Origin of the sequence: Holophaga foetida DSM 6591 (genome assembly GCF_000242615.2) — a bacterium.
Taxonomy (GTDB): Bacteria; Acidobacteriota; Holophagae; order Holophagales; family Holophagaceae; genus Holophaga; species Holophaga foetida.
Map to the genome: position 1 here is coordinate 525951 of NZ_KI912269.1, position 12768 is coordinate 538718.

Below are 12768 nucleotides of genomic sequence, written 5' to 3' on the forward strand. Positions count from 1 at the left end.
GTTTCCATCGACAATCGAGCCTTGACGAAGGGCCATCCCCATGGCCATCTTACAAGGATGGGCATCGCCCCAGTTCTCCAATGTTTTTAATGCCGGAACCGGGGTGGCGTTTGGCGTATCCGACTTCGATATTGTCAATGTTATGGTTCACTGCGGGAGTCGCATGAATACAGACCCCACTAAGAATATCCTTCCCCAAGGCGCCCGGGAGAACCTGGAGTCGGCGGTCTATCGCGCCTCGCTTGCCGAGGGGAACGCCTCGGTCCGCCGGGCCAGCCCCATGGTGACCCTCCCGATCACACTCGCGATGTACCTCGCCTGTGGTGGAGCGGCCTGGTACCTGGCGCGCACCTCCAAGACAGTCCAGACAGCCATCAAGAAGACCGTGGGCATCGATTTGAGCGAGCAGAAGGACCTGGTGGACACGCCGCCCGCACCTCCTCCGCCCCCCCCTGCCCCGGCCCCGGTGGCACCCCCCAGACCGGTCGAAAAGAACGACGCGCCTCCTCCCCCACCCCTGACCAACCAGGAGACCGTGCCCGAGGCGCCCCCCAAGGAGCTCCCCAAGGAGGATCTGGGGCTCAAGTACGCCCAGCCCAGCAGTGGCGCCCCCGGCGCGGGACCCACCACCGGCACCCCTGCGGGGACCCAGGCACCAGGCGGCCCCGCCCATGGCAGCGGCTCCGGGAAGGTCGTGGACTTCGACTTCAACCAGATCAAGATCAAATACCAGCCCCCTGCACCGCCCTACCCACCCATCGCAAAGATCGCCAGGATCCAGGGCACCGTGGTGGTCCAGATCACCATCGACACCAACGGATCTCCGATCAAGGCCACGGCTATCGAGGGACCGCCCCAGCTCCGCCCCACGGCCGAGAACTACGCCATGCAGTGGCGTTTCGAGCCAGCCATGCTCAACGGGGTTCCCCAGTTCGGCCGTTTCACGCTGACCATGCCCTTCCGTCTCCGCTAAAACCCGCCACAGCCATTCCTTCAAAGGATTCCCATGAGCCTGCTCCCAGCTTCCCTCCTGAACCTTGGCCTCGTGGAAGGGGCCAAGGGCGATGCCTTCGGCCCAGCCGCCATCTGGGCCGCCGCCTCGATTCCCAACAGGTGCATCATCCTGCTGCTGATCGCCTTGCTCCTCTTCCAGATCTACTTGGTGATCGAACGGGCCACCATGTATGCCGCCAGCGCCTCCGCCTCCCGGAAGTTCCTCAAGCTCTTCATGGACACCCTGCGCCAGGGTGACTTCGAGGCCGCCAAGCGCGCCGCCGCCACCCACCAGAGGAGCCACATCGCCCTGGTGCTGAAGCATGGCCTGGACATCTACCAGTACGAGAAGCAGCTCCAGGCCACCCACGAGAACCATGATGTGATCAACCCCGTGGAGCGCGCCATCGAGCGCGGCACCTCCGAGGTCACCGAGCTATTGAAGAAGGGCATGGGCACCCTGGCCACCATCGCCTCCGCCTCCCCCTTCATCGGCCTGCTGGGCACCGTGATCGGCATCATCAAGGTCTTCTCGGACCTCAAGACCAAGGGCGCCGGGGATATCAACGCCCTGGCCGGCTCCATCGGCGAAGCCCTGGCCACCACCGCCCTGGGTCTCGTGGTCGCCATCCCCGCCGTCTGGTTCTACAACATCCTCACCAACAAGCAGGACCAGGTCATCACCTCCATCAACAACGCCGCCTCCCAGATGATCGACGAGTTCATCCGCCGCGAGAGCCGGGCCTAGGAGAAAACCATGGCCATGGATGTAGGTGGGAAGAAGGGCGGCGCGAAGGCCGACATCAACGTCACCCCCCTCGTGGACATCGTGCTGGTGCTGCTGATCATCTTCATCGTGATCACCCCGGCCGTGAATGATGCCGTGAAGCTGCCGCTGGCCAAGCACAGCGTCAAGGCGGAGACCGACAAGAGCGCCAAGTACCTCACACTGATGCTGCCAGCCAAGCGGGATCCCAAGGACTTCAGCAAGGTCGTGGGCCCCGGCTTCGTGCTGCTGGACGACAAGGACGCCAAGGAGTCCCAGAAGACCACGGGCTGGGATATGAGCTCCACCGAGGGCCGCAAGGCCCTGGTGGGCTTCATCCGGAAGTCCACGGACTACCTCGCGGACAAGCGGGTCTTCGTCAAGGCGGAGGCCGACCTTCCCTTCAAGTACGTGAACGAGCTCTTCCAGATCTGCCGTGAAGGCGGGGCCGACGAGGCCTCCATCGTCACCAGCGAGGACAAGGGCGAGAAGGAGAAGAAATGAGCCCCCAGAAGCCCAAGAAGGTTCAGCATGGGGTCCACGCCAAGTCGGACATCAACGTCACGCCCCTGATCGATATCGTGCTGGTGCTCCTCATCGTCTTCATTGTGATGGTCCCCGGCCTGAGCAAGGCCCTGCCCGTGGTGGTGCCCCAGGTCATCAAGACCGACAAGCCCACCCCCCCGGACCCCAGGAATCCCCCCCTGGTGCTGGGCATCAGCCCCACCGCCGACAACAAGGGGTACGAATTCACCCTCCAGAGCGACCGGATCGAACTCCAGGACATCGCCGCCAAGCTCTGCCCCGTGCTCCAGCTCCAGCCTGCTGGCATGCGCAAGGTCTTCCTCAAGGTGGACGAGGAGACTCCCTACCAGGTGGCCGTCCACGTGCTGGACCAAGTCCGCTTGGCCTCCGAGAGAGCCAAGAAGGAGACCGCCGCCAAACCCGAATGGGGCGGATTCGATGGGGGAGACACCAAGGTAGCGATCTCGCTGAAGAAACGGGGCTGAGCATTCCACGATTGCGAAGCAAATCATGAAAAAACTAGGCTTTGCTAGCAGGTATGTACGAATTTTTAATCAGTTCATCCTGCCTATCCTGCCTATCCTGTTCAAATATTTTCAACAGGATAGGCAGGATAGGCAGGATAAAAGCAGAAGGACAATGAACTACCTTGAAATATATCAATAACATGTAATTCATTTAAAATTCATTACAACGACTTCAATGTTACCACCCCAGCGCCTACCATTTTCTTGCTGTGAGGTGCGCAGCGTCTGCGCAGGGGTCTCCCAGGCGGAATGCCTTTTGGGCTGATTCTTCCTGAGTTTGACCAGAGCGTCAGGCCGATCGGCGGGTTTTGTTCTCCTTCGAAAAATCATTGCAATATTCCACCCCCCTCGCCGTCATCCAAGGTGAGCAGGCCCGTGAGCCGCATTGGAGACCCGACCCCCCGTCATGACTTCCACACCCAACCGCCTGGCGGATCTGTTCATCCGTGAGAAGGCCAGTTTCCTGGGCTTTATCCGCCGCCAGATGTGGGACATTTCCCACATGGATGCCGAAGACATTCTGTCCGAGGTCCTATTTTCCCTCTTCGAACGGGCGGATCTGGTGGCGGAGGCCGAGCATCTGACCGCCTACCTCTATCGTTCCATCCGCAACCGCATCATCGACGCGGGCCGCAGGAAACCCCGCCGGGGCCACGAACCCGTGGATGTCGAGGCCCTCGTGGACGCATCGCCCAATCCGGAGTCAGCCATGCTCAGGGCCGAATTCCGGCACAGCTATGAAGAAGCCCTTGCGACCTTGAAACCCAAGGAACGCGAGGTCTGGGTGGCCACCGAAGTCCATGGCCAAAGCTTCCGGGAGCTGTCCGAAGCCTCTGGTGAGCCCTTGGGCACCCTCCTGGCACGCAAGAGCCGGGCCGGGGCCAAGCTCCGTCAACGTTTGAAAAAATTCCAAGGAGGAATCCCATGATCTGCTGCAGCTCCACGTCCGAACACCGCCCCCGGGCCCTGAGGGTGGCCTGCCACATCGCCTGCGGCCTCGCCCTGGGCCTCGTACTGGCCGCCGTCCTGGGCCTGGCGGTCATGCTGCTTTGGAATCACCTGATGCCCCAGCTCTTCCACCTGAGCACCATCAGCTACTGCCAGGGCTTGGGCCTGTTCATCCTGGGCCGTCTGCTCTTCGGCGGACTCTGCCACCGGCCTCGCCGCTTCCACGGGCACAGGCATGGACACTGCGGGTGCCACAAGAAGGAAGAAGAGACCCCCAACCATTAGTTCACCCATTCAAGGAGCACGACATGCAGGATGCGCCCCCCTCAAGATCCACCCTCGTCCTGACCTTCCTGGCCACCTGGGAGTTTTTCCCGGAGCCCGTATCCCTCCTGGAGAGGAACCGTTCGATCGTGGCGGCCAACGCCCTCGGGCGGAAATTTGGCATGGTCCAGGGCGCCAAATGCCACAGCCTCAACCCCGAAGCCCAGGGGAACAGCTGTCGGCAGTGCCGGGCCAACGAAGCCCTGGACAAGCGCCAGGCTGTGATCAGCAAGGCCCAGTTCCAGGGCCAGGAAATCGAGTCCTACTGGATACCTCTGCCGGACAGCGACGACTACTACATCCACTTCGGCATCGGCGTGCGGGCCATTGCCGAGCAGATGGCAGGCAAATAAGCAAAGGCCCAGTTCAGGGGGGGCGAGGGGGCTGAGGCACGCTTGCATGCCCTCGCCCCCCTAAACCTGGCCATAGCGCCAACCCCCTGGCCAGCTGCTTTTCCTCTGCGCCCTCTGCGTTGACGCTTTTGATCCTTCAGCCCAAACCCTTCAGATGATCCAGCAACTGGCTGAGATTCTCCCCGCCTGCCACGATCGGCCGGGCCAGGCTGCGCGATAGGTCCGCCAGGGTCATGTCGTCCAGGAAGAGAGAATTCCCATGGCCCGAGCTGGCCCCAGGAAGGGTGTACTGGTCCGTGGGACCGGTGCCCAGGCGCAGCGAGGCGCTTGGAACGACCACGGCATCCACCCAGCCAGGTTTCCCATCATGGGCGCTGCGGTCCGCATGGGCGGCGTATTCCAGATCCCGACCGCACAGAAGGCCCGCCACCGTCACCATCTCCCCGAAGCTGTGGTTCACCGCAGCCACGGCCCGGAGATGGCTGCCCACCTCACGGTTGAGTTCCGCCAGCACCCGGTTGAGCACCGGGGCGAAGCTGGCGCCGGTCAGGAGCAGGGCCCGCCTTCCGGCGAAGCCCCTGGCCTTGGGGCTCTTGATGAAGCGACGGCTGTGTTCCTGGAATCGGCGAATCATGCCCACACCGTTCTCCAGCTGGGCCCAGGTGCGGGAGTAGAAGCTGCGGCCCGGCACCTCCACCCCGGCCCGGGTGAACCACTCGTCGGCCAGCAGCAGCCATGGCTCACCATCGTTGGCCTGGGCGTAGCGGCGCACCTCTGGAGTCCAGCGCTTCACCCACTCCAGGGCGAAGTCTGAACCCACATCGCTCAGCTGGGGTAGGCCCTCCCTATGGGCCGTGAGCCCCACCGGCACACAGGACAGGCTGAGGATGCCCTCCCGCCGATCCCACAGCTCCCGCACGGTCTTTTCCCACACCTCGCCGTCGTTGTACCCCGGGGCCACCACCACCTGGGTGTGCATCTGGACGCCACCCTCAATGAGGCGGTCCATCTTCTGCAGGATATGCCCCTCCCTGGGATTCCCCACCACCCGGACCCGGGCCTCGGGATCCGTGGCGTGAACCGAAACGTGGATGGGGGACAGGTGCTCCCGGATCACCCGGTCCAGTTCGGCGCCATCACTGGAGGAGAGGGTGCTGAAGTGCCCGTAAAGGAAGGAGAGGCGGATATCCTCGTCCTTGAGGTAGAGACTCTTGCGGAAGCCCTTGGGCATCTGCTGGACAAAGCAGAAGACGCAGTTCTGGCGGCACACCTTGACGGTGTCCTCCGCCAGATCAACCCCCAGGCCATCCCCGCCGTTCTCCATGATGGCCGAGCCGTGGCTGCCATCAGGGCGTTCCCAGACAACCTCGGTCTCGTCGTAGAGGCTCACCAGGTACTGGTAGTTGAGCTGGTCCAGCACGGGCTCACCGCCGATGGTGAGCAGCCGGTCCCCAGGCTGGATGCCCGCATCCTCAGCCAGGGTCTCGGGAAAGACCTCGATGACCAGAACGCCGCGCTTCTTCATTCGAACCCCAAGGAGGGGGAGACCCCAGCGGTCCCCCATTCCAGCTTACAGCCTGAATCCGGAAACCAGGGCCTTGAGCCCCTCGGCCACCTGGGAGAGATCCTCCGAGGTACGGGAGATCTCGCCGACGGTAGCCGCCAGTTCGTGGGTAGCAGCGGCATTCTGGGCCAATCCCTGGGCCGTCTCAGACATGCGGGCAGACACTTCGCCAAATGTCCCCGCTTGAGTTTCCACCTGAGAGCTCACACGCTCCATCTGCCCTGCGATGTCCCTGATTCGGGCATCGATGGCCTCCAGAGCCCCCATGGTCTCCTGCACGTTGGCCACCCCGGTTTCCACAGCCCCCTGGGTCTGCTCTATCATGCCCTGGATTTCCACGGCCGAAGCACGGGATCGCTCAGCCAGCTTCCGCACCTCTTCCGCAACTACGGCGAAACCCTTGCCGTGCTGACCTGCCTTGGCAGCCTCAATGGCAGCGTTGAGACTCAGGAGATTGGTCTGCCGGGCGATGTCCTGGATGACGCTGACCGCAGCCACGATCTTTGCGGTCACCACCTGGATGTCGCCCATGCCTTGCACGGTGTGGGTACCGGCATCGGCACTGCGAGCCACATCCTTGACAGCCCCGTGGCTGGCCTCATCGCTGGCGTGGATGGCCGAAGCCACCTCCCGGGCACTGCCGGAAAGCTGCTCCATGGCACCCATGACCTGGTCACCCGCAAGCTTTAGGGATTCAGAGACATTGGCAATATCGTTGACCGCCCGGCTCATTTCATCCGCAGAGGCCGCCAATTCCGTGGAACCCGAAGCCACCCGCATGGCGAAACCCGCCACTTCCCGGATGTCCTGATGCAGCTTGGCATTGTAGTTGTTGAAGGCATTGGCCGCCTGCCCCAGCTCGTCCTCGGACTCCACTTGAATCCGCATGGCCAGATCGGAGCCCCCCATGGCCTCGGCCATCCGAGCCAAGGGGCGACTGATCTTCTGGCCAAGCCACCACATGCACCCATAGGCCAGGACAAGGGCCACAAGGGTCACACCCCCGACAATCCATGAGAGATGATAAAAGGACTCAAAATAGTCACGCTTCTTGACGCCAACATACAAAATTCCTATAACATTGTTTTTCACATCTTTAATTGGATCATACGCCGTAAAGTATTTTTCACCAAGAATCAGCGCTTCCCCCCGGTAGCTATGGCCACGCTTTAGCACCACTTCCAGTGCCGCTCCCTGCAGTCTTGTGCCAATAGCCCTCTTCCCGTTTGAGTCAATGATATTGGTCGATATGCGAGTATCCCCCATGAAGATAGTCGCTGTTCCGCCACATAGTTCCTTCAGCTTGTCCGGTATTTCAAAGTTTCCATTGAAGACATAGTCTCCAACTATAAGCCTGTTTTTATCAAGCCTAAACTCCGGACCCTTGGCGGATATTATCTCCCGCAATGTCTTGATCCGGCTTTCCTGCATGGCAGTGGCCTGGGCCTCCAGTGACCGATACATGACGAACATGCTTATGGCCATCACAACTACCGTTGTCAGAGCGACCATCCCGGTGGCAAAGAGCGATATACGGGTTCCTATCTTCATCTCATCTCACATTTCCGAGGTAAAAGCATATATCAAGACGGGTTCCCAACTCGTCCCGGCGCAATCCTGCGACTTTTAAGGATATACCCAGAATAGAGGCTTAACCGAACGCCAGCATCAACTGTGAGAAGTTGTAAGCTCAAGGCGTATTAACTTTAAATTTATAATTGAATACCAGAATGGATGAATCCCTGGGCCTGGAGGCCCCGCTCGCCCAGCGTTTCCAGCAGACTGTGCTCCACCGTCTCGCTCATGGAAAGGAGCGCCAGGGCGTTGGGGGCCTCCCCGAAGGGCTCCTCCAGTTCCTGGGCCAGGGCCTCCAGGGCCAGGAAGGGATAGGCCACGGCCACGGTGATGAGGGGGGTCAGGAGCCCCACGGTGCCCGCCAGGCCAAAGGGGAGCATGAAGCAGAACAGGAAGACCGTCCGGTGGACAATGACCGCATAGGTGAAGGGGATGGGCGTATTGTGGATACGCTCGCAGGCCGCCAGGACTTCACTGAGGGTCCCAAGGGTGTTTTCCAGGGCGGGCACCAGCACTGCCTCGATCTCGCCCTTCCGCCGCGCGGCCTGGAGTTCCTTTTCCAGGGCCACCAGGAGCGCCGCTGGCCGGAATCGGGTGGCCAGGGTGTCCTCCAGCAGCTCCGTCTCCACCCAAGGGGCCAGGGCCTCCCGAGGGTCCGTGCCCCGGAGCTGATGGCGGAGGGCATGGGTGAAGGCCACAATCAGGTGGACCATGCGCCGGGCCCGGGCCGGATCATCCACCATGCCCACAACCTGACGTCCCAGACTGCGAGTCTGGATCACCAGGGCACCCCAGATCTTGCGGGCCTCCCACCAGCGATCGTAACTGGCGCTATTGCGGAAGCCCAGGAAGATGGCGAGAGAGACTCCCAGGAAGCCGAAGGGGGCTGCGGTGAATCCAAGGTGCCAGGGCCAAGGCAGCCGGGCCGCGATCACGGCCCACACGGCGATGAAGGCCGTGGTGGCAAGCTGGGGGATGATGCGGGGAAGTACCGAGCCCTGCAGGACGAAGAGCATCCGGAACCAGTGGAGGCGGCGCGACACCAGCATGGCTCAGGCCTCCCGCTTCTCTTCCAGTTCCAGCCACTCCATTTCCAGATCCTCGGCCTGAGCCCTGAGATCGGCCTGTTGCTTCAGGGCCGCGTGCCCGGAACTATCGGCGGCGATAAAGGCATCCGGGGCGTTGAGGGCATCATCCAGCTCAGCCAGACGTGCGTTGAGGACCGCGAGCGACTGCTCCACTTCAGCCAGACGGCGCTGTTCCTTCTGAGAGAAACCTGGTTTCTTGTTCTTGGGGACCTCGGAACGGGGTGCGGCCTTCTGGACGATGGGCTTGGCAACCACCTCCGCCGCCTTGCGCTCCTCCCGCAGGCGGCGAACCGTAGTGGGATTCCCCTCGTAAAGCTCCCACTTCATGGGGTTCTCGGGATTCCAGGCCAGGGTGTGGGTGGCCACCTGGTCCAGGAAGAAACGGTCGTGGCTCACCAGCAGCAGGGTGCCGGGGTAGTCCATCAGGGCCTCCTCCAGGTTCTGGAGGGTGGGGATATCCAGGTCATTGGTGGGCTCGTCCAGCACCAGGAGATCCGAAGGGTGGAGCATGGACTTGGCCAGGAGCAGCCGGTTGCGCTCACCCCCCGAAAGGGTGGAGGCGGAGCGCTTCTGTTGTTCGACGGGGAAGCCGAAGCGGGTGAGGTAGACATGGGCCAGGATCTCGGCCCCCCCCACCTTCACCACGGCGGCCCGCTCCGCCAGGTTGTCCAGGATGCTGCTCGAACCGTCCAGTTCGCCGCGCCCCTGGGAGATGGCGCAGATGGAGAGCTTGGGATGGCGATTGACCTCGCCGGAGCTGGGCTGGAGATCGCCAAGGATGAGTTTCAGGAGGGTGCTCTTGCCGCAGCCGTTGGGCCCGAGGATCGCCACCCGCATGCCCCGTTGGAGCACCAGGTCCAGGCCCCCCACCAGTTCGGGGTTACCGGGATAGGCGAAGTGGAGCCCCTCGACATTGAGAAGGGCATCACTGCGGTTGTCTCCCCGGAGGAAGCTCAGGGACTGCCGGGTCTCCTGCCGCATCCGGTCATCCACATCATCCTTGAGGTCCAGGACATCCTGGATCCGCAGTTTGCTCTTGCGGGTGCGGGCCTTGGCCCCCCGCCGCAGCCAGGCCATCTCCCGGCGCAGGCGATTCTGCATGTGGTCCGTCAGTCGGGCGTCCCGGAACTCCTGGTCGGCCTTGAGGAGCAGATAGTCGCTGTAGCTGCCTTCATAGCTCGTGAGGGCGCCACCCTCCAGCTCCAGCATCTTCTCGACCACGCTGTCCAGAAGATGGCGGTCGTGGGTGATGAGGAGCAGGGCGCCCTGGAAGCCCTGGAGCCAGGATTCCAGGCGCTCCACCTGCTCGGGATCCAGGTGGTTGGTGGGCTCGTCCAGCACCAGCACATCGGGATCCTTGAGCCAGGCCTGGGCCAGGGCCACGCGCTTGCGCCACCCCCCGGAGAGGCTTTCCACCCGCACCTCGGGATCCATCAGGCCCCAGGCGCTCATGGCCTCCTTGAGGCGCGGCTCCATGTCCCAGCCCATGTGGTTCAGATGGTGTTCGGTGCGCTCCAGTTCCTCATGGAGCCGGGCCTCGTCGGCGCTGGCCACCCCGTGCAACTTCTCCAGGAGGGAGGCATGAAGCTGGATGAGTTCCTGGTGGTCCGCCAAGGCGGCCTCCAGGGCCTGTCGCACCGTCGCCTCGGGTGCGAAGTGGGGATCCTGGGAGAGGCGGGCGATCCGAAGGCCCTGGGTGACCACGACCTCGCCGGTATCCGGTGATTCATCGCCATTCAGGAGTTTGAAGAGGGTGCTCTTCCCGGCTCCGTTGCGCCCGATGAGCCCCACCTTCTCACCCTGCTGGAGACCGAAGGAAAGATTCTCCAGGATCGGCTCCGCTCCGTAGCGCTTGGAAACCTTGACCAGACTGAGGGCGATGGGCATAACGACTCCGACCCTCCAGTGTCGCATGGAGGCGAAGCATCGCCCCTTCCCTATTCCACCCGACAACCCAGCCCGAAAGGGCACAGCAGGAGAAAGGGAGCAGGACCACCCTAGCGCCAGTCATCCAGAACCCAGGATTCCGGCTGGTTGAATCCGACACCTTCGAACCCGAAGAGCGAGATCCCTGTCATCTGGATCCGGTAGCCCCCCCTGAGCATGGTCTCGTAGGCCCGAACCCGCCCGGTGTTCACCCCCGCCAGGAGTATCCCCGCCCCCTGGGAGCGCGCATAGGCCTCCGCAGACCCGAGGAGCGATTTGAAAGCCTCCGAGGCCCCCGAACCAGGCCGGACGGCGGCGAATTTCACATAGCAGACCCCACTGCCAGCCTCGCTCCCGGGACCCCGGTGACAGAGGGCAAAGGCCTCTGGCTCCCGTGGTTCCCCGGTCCAGACCAGTTCACCGTAACCCTGGCGATGCAGGTGCAGGATCTCCTCCGTCAGATCCAGGCCGGGGTAGACCTCGCGGGCGATCTGACGGCAGCCAGCCAGGAGGGATTCCCGCTCTCCTTCAACGACCCCGCCCCAGGACCGGAAGCCAGCCGAGGAAGCGGATTCCCCGCCAAGCTCCCGGCCCATGACCGCGGTGAGGAAGTGGGGCCGGAAGCCGAACTTGTGGTACAGGCCCAGGTGCTTGGCGCTGGTGGGGAAGGTATAGAGGCCCGCCTGGGCCACGCCCCAGGCTTTGAAACAGGCCATTACCGGCTCCATGAGGCGCTGGGCGACGCCCTGGTCCCACAGGGCCGGATCCACGGAAAGGGGTCCCAGGAAGGCGAAGCTCCCCCAGCGGGTGGCGAAGACGCTCCCCACCAGACGCTCCTCCAGGAATGCGCCGAAGGCCGCCTCCGGAAAGGCCTGGAAACGGGAGCGCACCACCGCAGCATCCCCGGTGAATTGCATCGGGTCCGGCAACCCGATGAAGGTGCCAAAGGCCTCCCGGAAGATGCGGTCGGCCGCCGGAATGTCCCTCTCCTGGAGAGGCCTGATGACCAAGGAAGATGATGATCCGGCCATAGGGCCTCCTGGAGTGGTACGGTCAGGCTCCCCGCAGTTCCCAGTCTCCCAGGGCCTGGATCAGGTTCTCTAACTGTTCGGAGCCGGTGGTGTGGAAGCGGCTCACCAACTTCCAGCCCTGGGGCACTTTCTGGTAGCGGTGGAGCCAGAGGAAGGGCCCTTCCCAGGGCGAATCCCAGTCCTTCCTGGTCCTCACCAGGAAAGCGACCGTGGTCCAAGGGCCACGGGAGAGAACCCGGCGCCCCAGTTCCTCCAGGCCAGCCTCCTCATCGTGCTCCAGCACCAGATCGTCAATATCAGGGATGATCATGCCTCTTCCCGGGGTTTACGAGGCTCCGCAGCCCAGGCGACCAGGACCGAGACAAAGTAGAGGGTGAAGAGGATCGCGCAGAAGAAGACGGTCGTGACCACCACATCCCCGGGTGTCAGGAAGGCGCTGGCGATGATGATGAGGATGCTGGCATGGCGCCAATACTTGATCATCCAGCGCGCCGTGAGAATCCGGAACCGGGCCAGAAAGAAGGTCAAGACCGGCAACTCGAACATCACCCCCATGATCAGCAGGGTGTAAAGGAAGAGGTCCAGGTAGGCGTCGATGTGGAGATTGGCCCGCAGCCCAGCGGCCTTGGCTTCCACGAAGAGGATGTCGCCAAGGAACTTGAACGCCTGAAAGTAGGCGAAGACCGCCCCAGCCAGGAACATGCCGCTGGTGACCAGGACGAAGGGGATGACGTAGCGTCGCTCCCGCTCGTGGAGCCCCGGGCGGATGAAGGCCCAGAGCTGGTAGAAGATGAAGGGGGTGCTGATGAAGATGGCGGCCCAGAAACTGAGGCGCATCAGGCTGAAGAAGGGTTCCGTCAGGTCCGTGAAGGCCCAGGGTTGGAGTTCCACCATGGGCTTGCCCATCTGCCGGGCCATGGACTGGAGGAAGGGGAGCTGGGCCCAGTGCCAGAGGAGGAAACGCAGGGGGGGCATCCCCTTGAGGGGCCCCAGACTGAGCCCGAAGGGGAAGCTGTAGGTGACGGCAAAGGCCACCACCACGGCGATGATGGCGCGCGTCAGGCGCACCCGCAGTTCCTGCAGGTGCTCCCAGAAGCTCATCTGGTTCGGGGGCGTCTCGGGAATGGCCACGGATTATTTCGGCTCGG

General features: G+C 62.8%; 14 protein-coding genes and 1 pseudogene. 7 read left to right on the forward strand and 8 right to left on the reverse strand.

Going from position 1 to position 12768, the window contains the following annotated elements; all coding sequences use genetic code 11:
* Positions 1–163 precede the first annotated feature (163 nt).
* The 7 genes from HOLFODRAFT_RS0217760 to HOLFODRAFT_RS0217795 all read left to right on the forward strand — a co-directional run bounded on the left by HOLFODRAFT_RS0217760 (position 164) and on the right by HOLFODRAFT_RS0217795 (position 4436).
* A complete protein-coding gene (locus tag HOLFODRAFT_RS0217760; RefSeq protein WP_026939452.1) occupies positions 164–973 on the forward strand; it encodes an energy transducer TonB in 810 nt (269 codons plus the stop codon).
* 33 nt (positions 974–1006) lie between these two features.
* On the forward strand, positions 1007–1741 hold the full coding sequence (locus HOLFODRAFT_RS0217765) for a MotA/TolQ/ExbB proton channel family protein (RefSeq protein WP_005035056.1): 735 nt from the start codon (positions 1007–1009) through the stop codon (positions 1739–1741).
* 9 nt (positions 1742–1750) lie between these two features.
* A complete protein-coding gene (locus HOLFODRAFT_RS23635; protein WP_005035054.1) occupies positions 1751–2263 on the forward strand; it encodes an ExbD/TolR family protein in 513 nt (170 codons plus the stop codon).
* Positions 2260–2769: an ExbD/TolR family protein gene (locus HOLFODRAFT_RS0217775; protein ID WP_005035052.1), complete on the forward strand. Its 510-nt coding sequence runs from the start codon at positions 2260–2262 to the stop codon at positions 2767–2769. The genes HOLFODRAFT_RS23635 and HOLFODRAFT_RS0217775 overlap by 4 nt, the downstream gene beginning before the upstream one ends.
* A 448-nt stretch (positions 2770–3217) precedes the next feature.
* Complete coding sequence (locus tag HOLFODRAFT_RS0217785) at positions 3218–3739, forward strand: RNA polymerase sigma factor (protein ID WP_026939453.1); 522 nt, start codon at positions 3218–3220, stop codon at positions 3737–3739.
* Positions 3736–4044, forward strand: coding sequence for a hypothetical protein (locus HOLFODRAFT_RS22210; RefSeq protein WP_005035047.1), 309 nt, complete (start codon positions 3736–3738; stop codon positions 4042–4044). Before HOLFODRAFT_RS0217785 ends, HOLFODRAFT_RS22210 begins: the two co-directional genes overlap by 4 nt.
* A gap of 23 nt (positions 4045–4067) precedes the next feature.
* Positions 4068–4436: a hypothetical protein gene (locus HOLFODRAFT_RS0217795; RefSeq protein WP_005035046.1), complete on the forward strand. Its 369-nt coding sequence runs from the start codon at positions 4068–4070 to the stop codon at positions 4434–4436.
* A gap of 136 nt (positions 4437–4572) precedes the next feature.
* Here the strand turns inward: HOLFODRAFT_RS0217795 and HOLFODRAFT_RS22215 are convergent, their stop codons facing one another.
* From HOLFODRAFT_RS22215 to tatC, 8 genes and pseudogenes are all read right to left on the reverse strand, one after another.
* On the reverse strand, positions 4573–5961 hold the full coding sequence (locus tag HOLFODRAFT_RS22215) for a DUF512 domain-containing protein (RefSeq protein WP_052572641.1): 1389 nt from the start codon (positions 5959–5961) through the stop codon (positions 4573–4575).
* A gap of 45 nt (positions 5962–6006) precedes the next feature.
* On the reverse strand, positions 6007–6999 hold the full coding sequence (locus HOLFODRAFT_RS25445; RefSeq protein ID WP_026939455.1) for a methyl-accepting chemotaxis protein: 993 nt from the start codon (positions 6997–6999) through the stop codon (positions 6007–6009).
* A gap of 33 nt (positions 7000–7032) precedes the next feature.
* Positions 7033–7551: pseudogene (locus tag HOLFODRAFT_RS25870) on the reverse strand (cache domain-containing protein); the annotation flags it as partial.
* A gap of 161 nt (positions 7552–7712) precedes the next feature.
* Entirely contained in the window at positions 7713–8624 is a 912-nt protein-coding gene (locus HOLFODRAFT_RS0217815) for a bestrophin family protein (protein WP_005035039.1), read from the reverse strand.
* 3 nt (positions 8625–8627) lie between these two features.
* Positions 8628–10550 (reverse strand): ABC-F family ATP-binding cassette domain-containing protein, encoded by a 1923-nt coding sequence (locus HOLFODRAFT_RS0217820; RefSeq protein WP_005035038.1) that lies wholly within the window; start codon positions 10548–10550, stop codon positions 8628–8630.
* A 110-nt stretch (positions 10551–10660) separates the two neighbouring features.
* The gene (locus HOLFODRAFT_RS0217825; RefSeq protein WP_005035036.1) at positions 10661–11620 is read right to left on the reverse strand and encodes a GNAT family N-acetyltransferase; all 960 of its coding nucleotides are present in this window, start codon (positions 11618–11620) and stop codon (positions 10661–10663) included.
* A gap of 22 nt (positions 11621–11642) precedes the next feature.
* Positions 11643–11930, reverse strand: a complete 288-nt coding sequence (locus HOLFODRAFT_RS0217830; RefSeq protein ID WP_005035034.1) for a hypothetical protein — start codon at positions 11928–11930, stop codon at positions 11643–11645.
* Positions 11927–12751, reverse strand: a complete 825-nt coding sequence (gene tatC / locus HOLFODRAFT_RS22220; RefSeq protein ID WP_005035032.1) for a twin-arginine translocase subunit TatC — start codon at positions 12749–12751, stop codon at positions 11927–11929. Before tatC ends, HOLFODRAFT_RS0217830 begins: the two co-directional genes overlap by 4 nt.
* Between the last annotated feature and the right edge of the window lie 17 nt (positions 12752–12768).

Coding starts and splice junctions, on each gene's coding strand:
- HOLFODRAFT_RS0217830 (WP_005035034.1), bottom strand. CDS start 11,930: ATGATCATCCCTGATATTGACGATCTGGTGCTGGAGCACGATGAGGAG.
- HOLFODRAFT_RS0217785 (WP_026939453.1), top strand. CDS start 3,218: ATGACTTCCACACCCAACCGCCTGGCGGATCTGTTCATCCGTGAGAAG.
- HOLFODRAFT_RS0217795 (WP_005035046.1), top strand. CDS start 4,068: ATGCAGGATGCGCCCCCCTCAAGATCCACCCTCGTCCTGACCTTCCTG.
- HOLFODRAFT_RS0217775 (WP_005035052.1), top strand. CDS start 2,260: ATGAGCCCCCAGAAGCCCAAGAAGGTTCAGCATGGGGTCCACGCCAAG.
- HOLFODRAFT_RS22210 (WP_005035047.1), top strand. CDS start 3,736: ATGATCTGCTGCAGCTCCACGTCCGAACACCGCCCCCGGGCCCTGAGG.
- HOLFODRAFT_RS0217765 (WP_005035056.1), top strand. CDS start 1,007: ATGAGCCTGCTCCCAGCTTCCCTCCTGAACCTTGGCCTCGTGGAAGGG.
- HOLFODRAFT_RS0217760 (WP_026939452.1), top strand. CDS start 164: ATGAATACAGACCCCACTAAGAATATCCTTCCCCAAGGCGCCCGGGAG.
- HOLFODRAFT_RS0217820 (WP_005035038.1), bottom strand. CDS start 10,550: ATGCCCATCGCCCTCAGTCTGGTCAAGGTTTCCAAGCGCTACGGAGCG.
- HOLFODRAFT_RS0217825 (WP_005035036.1), bottom strand. CDS start 11,620: ATGGCCGGATCATCATCTTCCTTGGTCATCAGGCCTCTCCAGGAGAGG.
- HOLFODRAFT_RS0217815 (WP_005035039.1), bottom strand. CDS start 8,624: ATGCTGGTGTCGCGCCGCCTCCACTGGTTCCGGATGCTCTTCGTCCTG.
- HOLFODRAFT_RS23635 (WP_005035054.1), top strand. CDS start 1,751: ATGGCCATGGATGTAGGTGGGAAGAAGGGCGGCGCGAAGGCCGACATC.
- HOLFODRAFT_RS22215 (WP_052572641.1), bottom strand. CDS start 5,961: ATGAAGAAGCGCGGCGTTCTGGTCATCGAGGTCTTTCCCGAGACCCTG.